The 17,824-nt window shown below is 57.8% G+C and carries 9 protein-coding genes; 2 read left to right on the top strand and 7 right to left on the bottom strand.

What is annotated here, in order from left to right:
- Window positions 1-42: 42 nt before the first annotated feature.
- Complete coding sequence (locus SFB74_RS06530; RefSeq protein WP_432729955.1) at window positions 43-3,723, bottom strand: caspase family protein; 3,681 nt, start codon at window positions 3,721-3,723, stop codon at window positions 43-45.
- Between the two features lie 179 nt (window positions 3,724-3,902).
- Window positions 3,903-4,565 carry a DUF1353 domain-containing protein gene (locus SFB74_RS06525; RefSeq protein WP_432729954.1) on the bottom strand — a complete coding sequence of 221 codons (663 nt, stop codon included), beginning with the start codon at window positions 4,563-4,565 and terminating at the stop codon, window positions 3,903-3,905.
- Between the two features lie 579 nt (window positions 4,566-5,144).
- On the opposite strand from SFB74_RS06525, the gene SFB74_RS06520 reads away from it, so the two are divergent.
- Together SFB74_RS06520 and SFB74_RS06515 are read left to right on the top strand one after the other, a co-directional pair.
- Window positions 5,145-8,720: an AAA domain-containing protein gene (locus SFB74_RS06520; protein ID WP_432729953.1), complete on the top strand. Its 3,576-nt coding sequence runs from the start codon at window positions 5,145-5,147 to the stop codon at window positions 8,718-8,720.
- Entirely contained in the window at window positions 8,717-10,477 is a 1,761-nt protein-coding gene (locus SFB74_RS06515; protein ID WP_432729952.1) for a phospholipase D-like domain-containing protein, read from the top strand. Before SFB74_RS06520 ends, SFB74_RS06515 begins: the two co-directional genes overlap by 4 nt.
- 221 nt (window positions 10,478-10,698) lie before the next feature.
- Here SFB74_RS06515 and SFB74_RS06510 read toward each other — a convergent pair whose 3' ends face one another.
- From SFB74_RS06510 to SFB74_RS06490, 5 genes are all read right to left on the bottom strand, one after another.
- Entirely contained in the window at window positions 10,699-11,589 is an 891-nt protein-coding gene (locus SFB74_RS06510; protein ID WP_432729951.1) for an antitoxin Xre/MbcA/ParS toxin-binding domain-containing protein, read from the bottom strand.
- Between the two features lie 57 nt (window positions 11,590-11,646).
- Entirely contained in the window at window positions 11,647-12,390 is a 744-nt protein-coding gene (locus SFB74_RS06505) for a TniQ family protein (RefSeq protein ID WP_432729950.1), read from the bottom strand.
- Between the two features lie 8 nt (window positions 12,391-12,398).
- Complete coding sequence (locus SFB74_RS06500) at window positions 12,399-13,370, bottom strand: TniQ family protein (RefSeq protein WP_432729949.1); 972 nt, start codon at window positions 13,368-13,370, stop codon at window positions 12,399-12,401.
- Entirely contained in the window at window positions 13,354-14,325 is a 972-nt protein-coding gene (locus SFB74_RS06495; RefSeq protein ID WP_432729948.1) for a TniB family NTP-binding protein, read from the bottom strand. Before SFB74_RS06495 ends, SFB74_RS06500 begins: the two co-directional genes overlap by 17 nt.
- A 1,776-nt stretch (window positions 14,326-16,101) precedes the next feature.
- Window positions 16,102-16,911 (bottom strand): TnsA endonuclease N-terminal domain-containing protein, encoded by an 810-nt coding sequence (locus tag SFB74_RS06490; protein ID WP_432729947.1) that lies wholly within the window; start codon window positions 16,909-16,911, stop codon window positions 16,102-16,104.
- Window positions 16,912-17,824: the final 913 nt, after the last annotated feature.

The following is a 17,824-nucleotide window of genomic DNA, read 5'->3' as shown; positions in this document are numbered from 1 at the left end:
AGTAGATCGCAAGCTGCGACGAGTCAGCATTCAATCATGTCGTCACTGGTACCGCTTCGTTACAGGCACAGATAGGGTGGTGTCCTGCCCTCGCCGGAAACTGAAGGCAGAAGGTTGCTGGTTCTTGGCTTGAACCTGTCTGCCGTTGACCGATACCTCTCGGGCTTGGCGGCTCGCAGGGTCGAAGGTCACCAGTCGCGCTGCGCCGAGTGCTCCCGAACGTGAGGTCTCGCCGTAGAGCGCGGGCACGCGGTCCACTGCATACTGCAGCCACTCGCCCATGGTGATGGCTCCATCGCTGGGCCGCCGGTCAGCCTTGCGCTCAGCCAAGCCCTCTTGCAACAATGCATACGACAGCAGGCCTTGGCTCTTGTCCTGACTTTCCCAAGCCAGATCATTGGGGCGGGTAGAGGCAAGTACCCGCATTCCTTTGTCATAGGCCAGTTGACCAAAGCCGCGGGCTCCCATCGGCCCGGGCTTGAAATCGGCCGTCTCGACGCTGGCTGAAGAATGACAGGCGTCGATCACCAGTACGACGTCGTCGGCCACCAAATCCCGTAGCCAATACGCTAAGTCAGAGCTGGACACTAGCTTTCCAGGATCAAGAATCGGTCGCCCGGATGCTTCTGCCGACTTTAGGCCGCTGTTGTACGGGACAAGGTAGAACTCCTGCGCCAGGTTCAATCCGTGGCCGGAAAAGAGAACGATCACCGTGTCATCGGGGGTGGATGGGCTGTAGGCCACCCCGGGATCACGCACACTACCGCTAATACTCTCTAGAACTTGGCGGATGCGCTCTTTGGTCGTGGCGGCCTTAACCACCCGCCGATCGGCGGCGGTCCCCTCCCACTCGCTGGTCAACAGGATCGGAATCACTTCCGCGAACCGGTTGGTCGCACGCAGCGAAGGAACCACGGTGTCTATGAGCTTGCGTGCGTCATTAGCAGGGTAGCGTAGGTCAAGCGCTTCGTCCTCGTACGCACTGCTGCCGATTGCCACCACGAAAGCCCGCCGATGAAAGCCGTTGGCAGCAGGCACCGAATACTGACGCGTGCGCGTCGGTCCTTTGACGCGGTCGTTGTTGAAAGCGTAGGCGGAAAACTCAACCTCTCCAGCGCGCTCCCGATGGGGCAGACGGATCCCGGGGATGATCACCTCAGTGCTGCCGGAACCTGAGAGTAGTTGACTTCGATCACGCCATTCGACGTCCATGGGTTGCTTTAATGCCGTGGCCGCTCCTATTGCAGGGCGGCGCGCCACCAACTGGCCATTGAGTCGCAGATGCAGGTCAAATGCGCCACTGCTTCTTCGACTGTCGGTGTTCGCGGGCTTGGCCGTTTCCTGCGTACTGAAGACACGCAGCCGCACTGTGACGGTGTTATTCGGACCGGGTTCTACGCCCAGAAATTCGATGTCCGGTCGGGCGCGATTGAGGGTGTCGACCGGCCGGATAGACGCGAACGCTTCTGTGCAGGCCTCCGGCCTACGAGCTTCCTCGGCCTTGCATTCCATGAGGCGCGGGAGCAGGCGAGGCTCTAGATAGTCGCGCATAAAGAGCTCCGGGTCGAGCGCGCGCATTGGGTCGTCGCGCATCACCCAGTACGCAGAGGCCGCGCCTTCCGGGTCGTAGGTGTCGAAGCGCCCTCTACCGTCGGTGAAGAGCCAGACAGCCTGATCCCCGAACGCCGACTTGCCGAGGGCCGCGCCGTCTGGGGCGATTGCTTCGAGTTGGTCGGCATCACGTAGAACGACCAGGAACTCGCCGAGAAACGCACCGTCCTCAGCCATGCCGAGGTGGCCCGGCATCGACGAGAGGCGGACCTCGCCGCCCGCACGGCTCAGCGAGTACAGCTTGGACTGCGGCCCGAAGGCTGCGAGACGGTCCGCTTGCGGGTTGAATACCAACCGGTTCGCTCCAGGAATACGGCCGTGACGCCTGAAGGGCAGTCCGATCGAGGTCCGGAAGAATAAATAGGGGCCGACGGCCAAAAGGCTGGAATCGCCAGACAGCGATGGACGCACCATCAGCTTGGACGAGCCGGGCACGTTAAGTGTCTGAGCCTGGCGGATCGTGTTGTGCGATGCCTCGAAGACCACCACTGCGTCCGAAAGAGAGTCGGCGACGACTGCGCTCGCGCCTCGTGAGTCACACGCGATCTTGAAGGCGTCGTGGTGCTCCCCCAGACTCAGGCTCGCGATCTTGGAAAATTTGCCTTGTTCGTCCAGATCGAATCGTGTGACGGTATTTCCGGCGGAGAGTACCCACAATCGGCGCCCATCGCTCGAAGCGCACAAGGCACTGGGCGACGTGATCGCGAGCTTCTGCGGTCGCGGGAGTTGGGTCGTGTCCACCGATGCGAGTGATTCGTGGAACCGGAGCTGGCCATCGCGCTCAAGAATCACAATGGCCCCGAGCCCGCTCACGATCGCAAATGGCTTGTTGAAGAACCATGCCTCGTCCAAGTAGCGGCGATAGTCGTAATCGTGCGTGCGTAGCTGGCCACTGACCACGTCGAAGGTGCGTACCGGCGCCAAGCTTCTGGAGGCAAGGATGAAGTTGGGCCCAGTCTCGACTTCGACGGCACCGGTAGGCCGGCCCGCGAGGCTTTGAACCATCACGGGGTTGGGGTTCGAGCGGTCGAGCCGGACCAAGCTGGTGCCAGCGACCACGGTAACCGCATCGCCCAACGGTGCCGCCGCAAACCCGTTCCATTCCGGGACCAACTTCGCGGTCAGGTCGGACGGTTTGAAGATGGGAGCAGAAAAGAATGCTTGCTTCACGTTCCCCAAGGCGGTTCGCTCGAACACGCAGTGGCGTAGGTCAGCTGTCAAACGAACGACTGCGTAGTCATTGTCGACGACAAAGAGTTCCTTCGGCGTCCTTCCGCGTCCCGCGAACGCGGCGACGCTGGCATCGAAGCCACATCGGACACTGGCTGGATCTATCGGGCGGTGAACTGTGCAAGTATTGGCAGTCCATTCCTGCGGATCCAGCACTCTGGCTTTGCCAACCGTATTGAACACAACAAAGCCTTGGCCAAACGGGGTGATCGCGCGCAGCTTTTCAGAACCATCGTAGACGCACGCAAGCGAAAATGGAGCCGAGGATGTGCGTAGCGGGTCGAATCGCCAGACTAGGACGCGCGTTCCTTCACGGGACGCCAGTGCAATGTAGCGGGCCTCCCGGTTAACGGCGAGTAGGTTGGTCAGATTCGCGTCGTAGAGCGCATCGGCCACCGATGCGGAGGCCTCCGGACTTCCGGCGCTCAAAGACAGCCGCAGCAGCTTGCGATCGTTAGTTGTTCGGGTAGTCCCATTGCTCTTGTGCTCACTTCTTCTGTTGAGAAGGACGACCACCGTCGAGGGCGAGACGAACTCGAACACGAACTCGTCGTCGCGATACTTGATATGGGCAGCTGTGGGCGGGAACGAACGAAGCGTCGTCGCTGCGCCGGTACGACCGTCAACCTGCAACAGTCGCCCCTCCCTTGTGGTCACCATCCAGCGGTAGTCGGGTCCCGACGGCGGCACAGCGCGTGACCACAGCGCGCTATCGCCCTTGGGAAGCTGGATGCTACGCAGTTCCCGCCCGTCGACAACGTCAACGATGAACGACCGAGTCTCGTCAACGACGAGCAGAAAGCGCCCATCTGGACTGAAGGAGCTGGCCATCCAGTCAGACTTCGCGAAAAGCGGCAGAAACGCCTGCGTCGCCAACGACACGGATGTGGCCTCGTTACGGCGGGTCGATGCGGATTGTGCGCGAGCTTCAGGGGGCGCGCTGGCGACCACCAACGCGGCGACGATTACCACTGCAGACCCAATGTGCTTCGCGAGTCCAACCATTAGGCAGCGCGCACAGTCGATACCGCTAACAAAGCGGAATGTTCGGCCCGTCCTGGCTACTTGGCGAAGACGCCGGAACGTTGCTGGTACTGATCCCATTTGGTGGTTGGGTCAGTGGGATTGACCTTGAGTACACGCTTTTCGCCTCGCTTCTTCAACTTGGCGTTCTCGTTCCATGGAATTTTCCCTCCGGCGCGGACTCCGGCGTAGATGGCGCCGACTTCTGCGCTGCCGATCTTAAAATCTTCCATTGCAAGCTTGAAAATCATGTCGCTCTTCTCGCGGGAGAAGGATTGCGCCCAGTACAGGTAGTCATGGATTACCGCGGCATAGGCGTAATCTCCGTCGGGTCGAAGCATCGACCAGAAAGGCCGAGGAATGCTGGCGAAATCCGTGACGAATCCAACGGGGACGGTGACCTGCGGGTACATGCCCTTCTGATTCGCATTGGGCTTCCATGAAATGGTTTTGGTCAGGAAGTAAACCGGATCGGCAAACCTGCCTAGGTACAACAGACCCTCAACATCCCTTCCCGACGTTTTCCAACGCCCAATCCACTGGTCCATCCACTCAGGAGGGGTAAGGGCCACGCCGGCCGCACCTGAAGCCGCGGCCGACGGTGCAGTGGCTGCCGGTTCCGTCGGCCGCGCGAGTACGAACCCGGGCGCAGTGGCGCCCGTAACCATCTGCAGTAGCATTCTGCGGCTCACCGTTTTCATGGGCGTTCCTAATTAAGTTGGTTCGGCGCAGCACCCTGACCCAATGCGCGCTGACGCGGCCGGTGATAGGGGCGTATCAGCGCACGAAAAGATGACACGCCACAACGTGCCAGTGCCGCTAGAGAGCTACAGCACGGCTCGCTGACGACGCGATTGCCGACACCTGAGTGCATGCACTGCGCTGTGCGCCGAAATAGTTCCGGTCGCAGGCAGCCGCGTCGAAGACGTGGTCGCCGTGACAACCCCTGGCGGCATCTTTGTATTTGGCCATCGCAGGCGTGGCGGGAACACCAGGCCGACTCCCAGGGCACAGGTTCGGATGCTCATGATGCGACCTCCTGACAACTTTGGCCGCCGATGCTACATGTGCAATCTCATGACCGGCATCGCACAAACGGGGGATGCACATATGCGCCCGCCAGGGCATCTTGGCAGCGAGGCTGGATGTGATGGAAATGGCAACACTGAGTTGCCGCCATATTGCTGGCCGATCAGTTACTCTTGTGCCGCAGAGACAGCCGCGCTACGCAGACTGGAATCCGATATTTTGGCGCGAGAGCAAAAAATGAGGAGAAGGATATGACGGTGCGACGCCGGCGCAAGGACGGCTTTTTGGCCGAGTACACCCTCGATCAAGCCTACTTGCAGAAGCCAGACATCAAATTGGGGCGACCTGGCGTGTATGCGGGAACGACCTCTGACGGAACACCGGTCCTTGTCAAGGAATGGGCACGCAATAGCGGAGCCCTCGACGAAGACCTGGAACCTATTTGGCGCCATGAGTTGCGCCAACTCCATCGCTTAGCGGGATACCCGGGAGCTGCCGATGCAATCGCACATTTGCATGATGCAGGGTTCGATGGCAAGGGTTTTTACTTAATCCTTGCTCCCGGGCAGCGCCAGCCGCTACAAACATTCTTGAATATCCCAGGAAGCGACCACTGGCTGAAGTTGCCCCGCATCGCTTCGAATAGATCGAGGATTTGGTCCAATTTCAAGCGTCTCGCGCTGGGACTTGAGGCCTTGCATGGGCAAGGTCTACTGCACAGGAATCTGGACGGTTGGGCTGTCCTGACGTCCGGCGGATCCGAAACCGATTTCCAATTGACCGGGTTCGAGTGGTCGATGCGGATCGCTAGTACGGATCGTGCTGCACGAGGAACATCGGGTACACAAGGTGCCTTACCCTCGGACTCATTCGTACGAGATTGGACCTTGTTTGGTTTCTTGCTCGGGGATCTTTTAGGAGTGAAACGCGAGCGACTCGTAGACGCGTCGATTGCGCCCTCCGACATCGCGGACTACTTGACAGTCGACGAAGCGCGCCTATTGCGTGGGCTCGTTCAGATGCTACCTCTTTCTCCGTTGAATGGTGAAACGGTGGCTTCGCGAATCGATGCGGTACTTCGAGCACTGGCGGCCGAAGCAGCCAGCCGCCGGGCGAAGTTTCATTTGGCAGTTCGTCTGGGCGTCGGCACCGTTCTGGCCGAACGTATTCGCCAAGCATCCGACAACGAGATCGAGACAGACGACACAGAGGCTCAGCGCGATTTCGTTGTCAATGATCTGATCGACTCACCCCTGCTTCTAGCGGTCAAGCCTCAGGGGGCAACCTCATTTCGTATGGTCTTGCGCGGACGCGCACTGCATTATCGGCTGCAAGAATATCGTGCTCCAAACACCACAAATTCGACTTGGGAATTCGCATACTGCGAAGCAGTTGATACGGCCCCACCACCTGCGGCGCTGGTCGGACAGCAATTACTGGCTCCGGAAACGCTGGAAGTTCTTCTCCTGCGCGAGGCCCATGACAAATTTCCGCGGCTAAGAGGCAGACTTTCTTCGTGGGAGGACGTGCAACGCACCTTCGAACAGGAGAGCGCGCCTCCGACGCCAGAACAACTGACCCATCGTGCGCTGGAGTTGTTGCAACTGCTTGAAGCGATCCATGGAGCAGCCAACGTATTTGCAGTTCAGCTACACACGCTGCCGCCGAGCTTGATGGACGAGACTGATGAGGGAAATCAGTGGCTATGCGTCACTCTTCGCAAGGATGCCGAACGGGAGGCTTTGTCGAACGAACTGGGTCTGAAGCCTCCAGGGGAGCGATTTCCGAAACTGATCAACAACGAGAATTCGGTATCCGAAACATGGATGCTTACCGATGGCCGATCGGTCGGTGACCGCGATGCGTCGGCAAGCGAGTGGCAGTTCCAGCGCGTGATATCAATGAGAGGCGAACCGGACAGGTTCCTGTTTGCGGGACCGGATAGTGCGGTGCCACTTCGAGATCCCGTGATGTTTGTCGCTTCTGCCGGGCAGGACGTGCAATTGCGACGCCGCTCAAAAGCGCTCGCGGCGCTGAAAGATCATCAGGAATTGCTGCGCATGATCATCGATCCGCGCCGTCGGATCGTTGACAGCCACGATAGCCTAAAAGAGGACGAAGCCTTCCTTCATCTCGATGTGCCAAAGCGCCAGGCACTCCAACAGCTAACTTCTACGCTGCCGCTTTTTCTCGTGCAAGGGCCGCCCGGTGTGGGAAAGACTCGATTAGTTCGAGACCTTGTGCAACGCAGGTTCGAAGACGAGCCAGCTTCGAGGCTGCTGTTAACCGCACAGAGCAATGCTGCAATCGATCACCTCATGGACGAGCTTGAGAATCGATTGCTTTCCGCTTCATCGGAGGCTCCACTCATTGTTCGCTCGAGCAAGAAAGATACTACGGAGCCGCCGAGTAAATTCGATATTCAAATTCAAAGTCGTGCACTCATTCAGAGACTCGCTAAAAGCGAACTCGCCAAGGAGATCCCGCCTCGCCTTCGAGGCCTGTTGTCCGGACTGGCGGCAGCTTCGACCGTTGGCGCAACTGAAGCAGATGCGAAAAGCTCAATCGCCGGAAGAGGTCCTGAACAAGCGCTGCGGGTTTTCGAAGGGCTGGTCGCTCGCGCAGCGAACGTGGTTTTTGCGACCACAAATTCCGGCGAACTTGAGCGCTTGATTGAGGAACGGGGCCAGTTTGATTGGGCGATTGTCGAGGAGGCGGCCAAAGCGACCGGTAGTGAACTCATATCGCCGCTGCTGCTCTCACACCGCCGACTCATGATCGGTGATCATCAACAACTGCCGGCATTCCTTTCAGATCAGCTCAAGACACTCCTCTCCCAACCTGAGCGTGTCCAGCGGGCCAGGCGCCTGGGCAAGGAATTCGTCGTGCGCTCCTTGCGCGATTCAGCGGCAGAAGACATGTTCGACGAAGACAACGAGGACAAGCGGCTACCAGCCCTGTGCTCGGAAGCTCTTCGCCTGCTCACCTACTTCGGTTCAACGATCGATACCGAGTTCGAGCGTCAGAGGTCAAAAAAAGGGGGACGCCCCATTGCCAAGAAACTCACAGCTCAGCACCGCATGCACCCCGTGATAGCTGACATGGTTTCGCGATGCTTCTATGGCGACTTGGATACGGACCCTGGGTGTAAAGAGCATTTTGAAACAGCGCGGAGACCGTTTGAATCGACCGATCCAGCGCGACTTCCGCTTGCACCTATCGTGGTCATCGATATGCCTTACGTTCAAGCCAACATGGGGCAGCAGTTTGGCGACCGCACGCCAGTTTGGCACAACCCCTCGGAAGTCGATGCAGTCGTCGAAGCCCTGAGTATTCTGCGTGCTACAGACACTGAGCGGCCTCCCACACTTGCCGTTTTGTCACCATACGGTCAACAACGAAAGCGGTTGGATAGCGCTCTAAGAGATGAAGCAGGCGGAAAACTCCAGCATCTTTCGGAGTTTCGCGCACCATCGCACAACGGGCAACGGTGCTTCACGGTCGATTCCTTTCAAGGCAGCGAAGCGGACATCGTGCTGGTTTCCCTCGTTCGCAACAACAACCATTCTTCGGTTCAACTAGCCTTCGGTTTTCTGAGTGACCCTAGACGTATGAACGTGCTCTTGAGTCGCGCGAAGTGGCAACTCGTCCTAATTGCAAGTTTGGATTTTCTCAGGGAAGTGGTCGCAGCACCTCAAGGTGACTTGGAAGCACAGAAGATCAAGTTCATGAAAGAGATGCTCGACTATCTTGAAAAAGGCGAAAAAAACGGGTCAATCGCACGTGTGCCCGCGCATAAGTTGATAAAAAAAGGAGGCGCTCAATGAGCCTCATACGGGTAGCAATCCCGGTCGTCAAAGGGAAGCGCAAGTTTTTCCTTGCGAAAGGGCGTCCATGGAGTCTGGTGGAGCATGTCTTCCTCGCTGCCTTGGCCACAAGCCCAAGGACGGTTGGCGAACTTTCTCAAGCGGCTAACGTACCTCGACGATTGGTATTGGAGGCCTTGATTCGATTAATGCGAGCAGGCTGGGTCGATCTATTGCAGGACCCCAAGGGAGTTCAATTTCGTATCAGTGCTGCCGGCCAAGCAGTGGTCAACGACGAAGAATTGCCCCAAGTATCCAAAACGATGAGTCGATGGATGAACTTCGTCATCGATAAATTGACAGGTACTCTTTATAGAAGCCGAGAGCTTCCTTTTTTCGAGAAGCACGTCGTGCAGTTACGCGCAGAACGTGAGCGGTTGGTTTGGCTAGCGCCCAGAGATATTGAACCGTCCGACGATACGGCGGGAATCCTTTCGACATTGTTTGAAGTTGACGAGAGATTCATGGGTGTCGAGGCCGCCGGGGAAAGAATGGTAGATCGATGGGCAATTGCAACTGTCAGGAACGGAGCGGTCGAGGGTCTACCTCCACGAGCACCCAGAGAGTTGATCGAGCTTGTTCAAAAAGCAGCGTTGAATGCGCCGCAGCATCCCGGAGGATCTCATTCACCGTCGTTTGATCCGGGCGCGCGGCCAGCTACCATAGATCGTGATCTTCCTGAGCCTATTGTCGCGTCGTTCAAGCACGGCGATCTGATTCTCGGGGGGGCGGCGCATAGAGATCTGCTGCAGGAGACGATCAAGCGTGCGCGCCAACGCATCATCATTCATTCAACCTTCATTTCTGAAGGGGCGTTCTCCGCCGTGCATCCCCTTCTTCATGACGCGGTCAGGCGCGGTGCAGTTGTCGACATCTTGTGGGGGGAAGATGACGACAAGACCGATGTTGCGGGCACGGTTCAGAGCGTTAAGAACATCTGCGACCGCATTCAGCAAGATGGATTGCAAAGCAGCTTTCGCGTGCACCGCTTTTCAACGCGCTCGCACGCAAAGATCCTTTGCGCAGACGATGGACGAGAGGGCCGCATGATGGCCGTCGTGGGCTCCTGCAACTGGCTGTCGTCGAACTTTCAAAGCTATGAGGCTTCGGCTCGATTCAGCGACGGGAGGGTTGTCGCGGCCGTGCTCGAGCAAATCGCTGATCTGACCAAAGGCACGGATCGTCACTGGACCGAACTAACCAGCGAGATGGCACAACTCGCTGACAAGGCGCGGTTCCAGCGGCCGATTACCGGAGGTATCCGGGCGAAAGTCACGATTGTGCTGGGACCTCAGCACGCACAGTTCGTTCGCATGGCCAGGGATCGCGCAATCAAACGAATCTTCGTCACCAGCCATCGCCTCGGAGCGGCAACGCGAGCGGCAATTGTGGTCCCTGCATCGGCCGCGGCTCGGGAGCGAGGTTTGGACGTGCAGATCTACTACGGCACACAAAGCGGACACGTCAACACGAGCATGACTGCGAGGCTTACGTCAAGCGCAGGAAGCGATGGAGTGATGTTACAGGCGATGATTGATCCCCGCCTGCACGCAAAGATACTTGCGTGGGACGACGACAATGTTTTGATTACCAGTCAGAACTGGCTCTCAGCCGACCCGGGTGAGGCCAGTTTTCGGCGGGAGATCGGGGTCTTGATCCAATGCTCGGGAGCCGCCCGACAAATCATTGAAGATTTTGAGGCGAGCAGGCGAATATAGGAGTAGCGTGCTGCAAACACCGCGCAGGTAAGGGCGCGGTGAAGTCATCTTGCTTTGACCGTTCTCAGCCAAGCTTGGCTTGCGTAGACGAAGGTCAAGCAGGTTGAACCGGGGGCGCTCGCTCAAAGAAGCGGCCAAGCTGCACGTGGAGCGCGACCTGCCGTAGAAAGCGGCGACCGTCTAGTCAAGCATATTGGAGACGATCCGACGGAGGCGAACCGTCATGCGTACGCCGCGCTGCGAAATCGCCTGAGCACCTGAGACACGATGGCTTGGCCTTCTGCCGTATCCATCAGATCTCCGGGGCGCCTTCCATTTAGGGCGGGAAGAGGTTGATCCAACCATTGGGCAACCCATGCCGCCGCGTCAAAATCCTCTGGTGCACCCGACTCTTCCACCATGACCTGAACTTGACCAATGAGCTTGCTCAAGCCCATGACACGAGAGGATTCGTCGCTCGACAGCGCCACCTGCTTGCGGCTCTTTCGCATGACCGTGGCTCTGGTCAAACCCAGCATATCAATCACCCTCTCCTTCGGCATATGCATCAAGGTCGCGAGGACATCGACCAAGCGCGCATTGATCCCTCTTTTGACAATGCAGACTTGCTGCATGGGACTAGCGTCGTAGAACTTGCGGAAGTTGACAGCAACGAACTTGTCGCCGCCGACCTCCAGAATTGCAGGTCCATAGTGGCCATCGCTAGTCCGTCCTTCACTGGGTGCTTCCGCTTCTCTGCGCTTCCGAAGGGCAAAGGCGTGATGCAGCCACTCGAAGTCTTGCTCTTCCGTCCCGATGAGCGAGGACGCACTCGGCATTTCTTTGCTCATTTCAGCTCTAGACATGACGACTCCTGCTTCTGGTGCGCTCAACTCGATGGCGGCTGGCGGCGGCTCGTAGTCGACGCCATCAGTGCACGGCATGCTGTCCATCAGTTCAAGTAGCGATATCTCGCGCCGTCTGCCACTGAGCTTGTCATAGTCATCAATATTCATCAGCACGAATGCCGGTTTTCCTCGCTCGATAATGGACACAGGTCCCTCGGCAGCCAGACGCGTTGTGCCATCCGGATCGCGGGCAAGCTCTGGGCTCGACACAGTATGGGTGACCATATAAGACCGTCTAACTGCCAGGAGGAGGCCTGGACTGAAACTGGCTGCAAGCTTCTGCTACCCCCGAAATCTTCCTGGACTTAGTTGTTCTACCCCCACGAGCAATTGCATTCTTTCCATTAACGGGAGCTCTGTCTCGATGCGTACTCTCCTGCCCAGGAGATTCGTCATGCGTCCATGCGCAACAGCCGAAACGAATGCGCAGCCATTTGCGAGTTGAGCGGCTCCTAGAGGAGACAGCATGGAGGAAGGCAGTTGATTCACGTAGATCGGTGCAATACGCCAGAGCAGTTCGGAACAGCCGAAGCATTGGCTCATGAAAGTAACCCCGGCGCCGCCTGCTGCTTGCTGCATGTGCCGTGGCAAGATAGCCGGCTCGTGGCAGTTCCAGCACTCCTCCTCCATCAGGCATTGATGCCTGAAACACAGGCGCCACGGATCGAAACGCCAGTGAACAGGAAAGTACGGTGTGCTCTGATCTTGGAGGCATTTGGGACAGAAACGATAGCGCGGACGCCCCCGGTCGGACCAGAGGACGGCTCTCTTCATACGCAAGGCTGAACCGACCCTCAACATCCGGCATGCAAAATCGAACGAATCGGAGCGCAGACCGCATCGCACGGCAATCTCTCTGGTTTGCTGAATGCAGAAGCTGGAGTCCACGTCCCGCCGAGGTGGTAGGCCCAACCACTTGCACAGGTCACGTGGCGTCAATGCTTGAGTAGCGGCAGCCCTGCTGAGCCAAGACGACGGCGCTTCGTCAAACGCCGGTGCGCAGACGCCGAAAATCTCTTGCTTCATTCTGAGCCTCAGAACAAAGAACGCTGGCTCAACGGACCTCGAAGGCTCCCGAATCGTCCAGCGAACTTCAACCTTAGGATGCTTTCGGCCAGGTACTGAGCCGCCTGTCGATCCGCAAGGGAAGCCTGATCAAGTGCAATGCTCTCCAAGCCTCCCTCCCAAATCACTGGTGCTAGCTGCTGGAGTTCTTCACCCTGATGCACGGTTGCCCATTGAAGGCGAGCCAGGCCTCTTTCCACAATGCCTCGCCACGCTTCGGAAGATGCCCGTTGAAGCTCAGCTACTTTGATCGCGGCTAGCGGTCTGTCGATGACCCCTATCGCCGTCAGGATCCGCATGCAACCATCCAGAGACAAGTCCGCCCACCACGCGGGGAACTTGTATTTGCACTCACTCCCCTCACCCAACGCCAGAGCTGCACCGCGAAGAGCTGCGGAAATCTGCTTTGAAATCAGATAGGCAAAACCTTCCCGAGAATGATGCTGGTCCGCAGAACGAATGTACGCACCACACACGCAGACATCAACGGCAGGCCGGTTCCACGTCAATCGACGCCGACACGAGGTGCACTGATCGACCATCGGCATCAAGTGCTCCTCGCAGACTGTGTAGCAGCTGAAATCCCATTCGGCGCGACAGACTCCCGTCGTGTGGAGACATTCCGGACAAACCTGCGGCCGAGCAAAACGTTGATGCGGACGACTCAAAGAGACTGCCCCGAAGTACCGTGTGACCGCGCGCCCATGGAAGAAGCCATACTCTGGCAAACGACTCGCCAACTCCTGCGGCGAGACGTCGACCAGGGAAGCCAGTCGCGCGGCATCCTCGGATCGAAATGGCCGCGGTTGCAACACGTTCAAGCTACGCCGCAGCCAGGAAATGGTCGTCAAGTTCGCGCCGGCGATACGAAGCAAGAGGCTCATCCCCGACTCATTCGCAGCGGGCACTCTTGTGATTGGTAAGCTACGACGCGTGAGCATAGGGGCACTGATGCTCTGAAGCGCCACCGAACACGGCGCGGAAAGCCTTCGCTGCATGCGACTCAAGCAGCACTCCGGCCCCTTCGTTGGCGGTACAAAGGCAGCACTCGGTGGCGAACCGCTTGAATGTGCGGACGTTCCCTTCCACAACGCGATGCAGGGTCTTGAGCCCGGCACCGCTCAAGAAGAAGCTGAGATCAAAACCCGTGCATTGACCCAGGAAGGCACGGGCAAAATTCACCCATTCGTCGTCATAGAAGAAGTTCTCCAGGCGTTCGTGCGTTGTCAAACGGCTAGCTAGCGCAGGATCGGTCTGCTCCAAACTCGCGAGCCGCTCAGAGCCAAGCAGCACGACTCCTATGCACGTGTCGTCGATAACCTCGCAGATGTAGTCAGTCGCAGATGTGCCATCGCCTTTCGCAGACGCCAATCGCCGAGTCGGCGAATGCAGCAGGTTCGATGCTTCATCAATCCCGATCAGGCGAGTTCCCTTCTGCCGGATGGCCTCCTTGGTGACGTCGACCCGTGGCGCCAGCGTATCGTTTGCGACTCTTCGAATCGGATAGCCGTAGCAGCGCAACACGGCACCCACCAGCTGGGCGGCTGAAGCGTTCTTCTTCGCACGGATGGTGATCACTCGGCGTTCGTCATCAAAGAGCGTCTGTTTGGGCAACGACGCCTTGAAGTACCTTAGGACCGAAGATTTCCCCGTCCCCACTGGACCCTCGAGGTACATTCCCTGCGGCATCGAAGTCTCCCTGGCGAGCTCGTAGACACGGCTTACAGCGTTGACGGCACGCATGAACTGGGCATGAGCGACGAAAACCTCGTCGATCGGCAGGGCTGCCCTGAGCGCAGAGATCGAATAGGTTCTGTAGCGACGCTCAAGGACCCGGCGGTCTTCGATCTCATATTCTGTGAGGTCGTCAATGCCCTCCGGCTCTACGACTCTCATGTCGACCTCATCCGGAAGCCCTCATACGACGGAACGTCAGGTATTGAGAGATAGACCTCTTCTCGCGCGACGACCCGAGAAGCAGGCAATGGTGATGCGATGGCATTTGCATCGGCAAGGACGATCTGGTTGGAAGACAGCCCTGAGAACTTCGCGGCAGTGCGCAGGTCCTGGCGGCGATTTCGCCGTGCAAGGGGGTTCATCCAAAGCTCGTGAAGCTCCTGCCTCGCGCGCATCAGTCGCTCCTGATCGCCACCCGCGACATGCTTTTCACGCGCGTGCTTGCGGATGAGTCCATGCTGGACCCAGGACAGCCCTTCGGTGTACTCGCGCCGTAGGCTTGGAACTACAAGCCACTCATCGCTTCTCGGATTCTTCAAGTACACATACGAAAGATCGTCTGGATTCCACTTCACCAGCGTCTTGAACTTGCTGCCTACGGCCCGCTTCAGGTCTGAAAGCTCGCTGCTCGAATAGCTAAGACCGTGAAACTCCACCCCGCCTTGGGCAACTGTCAACTCCTTGCTCATCGCGGCGATCATGTCGAGTTGCCTGGTGGAACTCAGAAACGTTGGCGGCGGCAGCAGATCCATGCCTTCCTCGAAGAGTTCGAAAGGCGTCTGCAATCGCCGGCTGTTCAGCTCGAACGGGTAGGCGTCGACCACAAAGCGAATCAATCCCGTGACGAAGTCGCTGAAGGTGATGCAGTCGTCTTTGGACGGATCAAGCCGAAGCTCGTTGCTCTTCGGCTTATGTACACGACCATTCGCCAAGGAAAAGTGATCCAGGTTCGCAAAGAAGCGCTCGACCTTGGGTTTGAGCCAAGGCGTACGTACCCGGCAGTACTCCAGATCGGTGCCGAGCTCCCATGATGCAAGCTGAAACTGCGGCGAATGGAATTCCAGGCCGTTGTCCAGAACGTAGGTCTCGCCGATCCCGAAGGCGATCCAGGGCTTTTGGGTACCGGCCGCCTTGGCGAACTCGTCTTTCGGCTGGATCGCGTTCTTGATGACATTCAGAACTGACGTCAAACCCGGTCCGTAGAAGCTAACGTAGAGACCTACGACATACCCGCTGAATGCATCGATGACGATGGTCAATGTCGGTCGCCCAAGCGGTAACCCAGTACGGTCGCAGATCACCACCCAATTCAGTGGCGTGTGATCACATTCCAACCGCTGAAGCGGTCGCACCGCAGTCACACCCTCGACGCTTGTCCGAAACCGGGCGCGAGCGTAGGCGAGCCCGTATCGCGCACGGTCGCGATCGTAGGGCGAGAGGTCTGCCAAGCGCCTGCTGACTGTCGAGAGGCTCACCTTCGCTTGATCCGCAGGGACCTTCCCTTGCTTGACTTTGCGATCAAGTTCGATGCGGATCTGATCAAGCGTGTGACGCAGGGTATGCCGGGCTCGGGTCAGGTAGACCGTCCGCAGCTTTTTGTCGATGACATCCTCAACCAATGTCGACAAAGTTCTTTGACGAAGGCGATGCCGATTGCCTGACAACAACGCAGCGGGATTCATCTGCGAGAGCTCGAAACATCGCATCCAACTGAGTACCGTGGACGTCCCCGGCGGCCTCTCGTCCTGAAGTTTCGTGGCTATCTCTTTGATAGCGTTGCCAACCTTGCTGCGCTGCCCACGCGTCAGTAGGCGTTTTCTCAATGCCTTCACGTAGCTCATGCGTCTTTCCAACTGCGCTCGGTCCTTCTGGCTCAAGCTGGACAAGTCGACGACTACGCGCTGCGGCCGCTGATCTGCAGGCTGCGGCGCTTCTTCAGCCAGAACAGGTGTCAGTTGCCCAACCTGAAGCATCGAGTGAAAATTGGCGAGCGTGAATGTGGTCACCAAACGCGTCAGTTGGTCCTCGAACTGAATCTTGTTGCACTCGAGCACGCGGATCAGTTCCAGCGTGCGGCCCCCACGGCGAACAACCAAACCAGGTTCCAAACTGAGCAACGACATTGCCGATCTCCTGAGTAGGGGTGAAGACGAGATCGTCCTTGCTAAGTAGCAGTTGACGACCAGTGACGATGTGACGCCGAGCGATGGCGTGGAAAACGACCTCTTGCGTGGCTGAGCAGTGCTTCATGACTGCGCCAATCGCAACGCCTGCCGGCTTGCTTGCGACGAATTCGGCAATGGCGTTGATCAATCCCTCTTTCAGCTGCAACATGGCATAGCGCCTCAGCAGCGCGGCGCGCTCGGCACGCCGCTGTCCCTCGATCTGTCCTTGGTGGGCAACAAAGAATGTTCTGCTGTCCGCAGCCAAGCGCTTTGTGATTTCGTCAAAGCGCTCCCTCAGAGCAGGAATTCGTTCAGCGCGTTTGACCTCCACGACAGCGGTCTGTCCATCGACAAAGGTCAGCAAGAAGTCCGGCGTATAGCTTCGGCTACCGCCTAGGCTCAAGGTGAAAGGCTGATGCCGAATGCCGCGGACGAGCGGCGAAAGCATCGTGCGCAGCACAAAATGCTTCTCCAGACGGCTTTCGTGGTGAATAGCGGTGGATTGAAACCACCTGCAATTGAGGATGCCGACCATGCGCTTCGGCGAGCGCGTGACGACATCCCGAGTGGGATTTTCCATAGGTGTACCTTTCCAATTGAGCCCATCGAAAGAGACGGGCGCAGGGATGCTTGACGCGACCTTTAACTGGAGAGATACTTTCCTAAAGGGCTACGAATCCTTAGGCAGTTCTCACCGGCTGCTGGCTGCGCCGATTTCTCGAAAGGGGACTCGGCGTTTTGCTTTACATGGTCGAACCCTCCTCGACAGCGTCTGTCGCAAGTGTGGCTAGATAGGTAGCCACATCAACGGTGGCCAAGAACCCTACGCGCCGTCCCGGGGGGCGAATAAGGCGAAGCGGCAGGCGCCCCTTCAGGATCGCGCGGTTAAATGAATCTCTGGTTGGAAAATGCAGCAGCTTCCAGGCGTCTTCAACCGGAAGCAACGGTCCGAATTGATCAAACAGTCGATTGAAGGTCAATACCTCAATCACTGACGCCGGTGACGGAGCCTCATGTGTGGAATGAAAATCGTGGTGCCTCACAGCACCCAAGTATTTCTGAAATTCGACGGACCAGCAAGGACTACGCATCAATTTCGGCGCAATTTCAACGCCTTCGCAGCCCGCCTTTCATCGCGTCAAGTAATTACTTGATTTATTTAGATTTCGCTTAAATTTGGCTTTCTAGGTTTCAATCTTTTGTTTTCAATCAATCTGAAATTAATGTATTTCTTGAATTTAATTTAGCACCCGCTAAATACCTCTCGAATCTACGGAGTCCCCTGCCGCGATGACCCACCCACCTCTTGCGAAGCGCAGGAACTCTGATCGAACTGGGTACCGCTGTACGCAGGAGGGAGAATTCGCTCATGCCCCCTCCGACGAAGCCCCTTTGGACCCAGGAACAAGCGATCGCCTTCGAAAGTGCTCGCGAATGCATCACTGACTTGGCCGGCATTTACACGGGCCTGATCGAAGATGCGAGACGGCAAG

It is taken from the genome of Variovorax xiamenensis (genome assembly GCF_050916385.1).
In the GTDB taxonomy this organism is placed as follows: Bacteria; Pseudomonadota; Gammaproteobacteria; order Burkholderiales; family Burkholderiaceae_C; genus Variovorax.
Note: the sequence above shows the minus strand (reverse complement) of the source record. Positions and strands in the feature narration are given on the sequence as shown.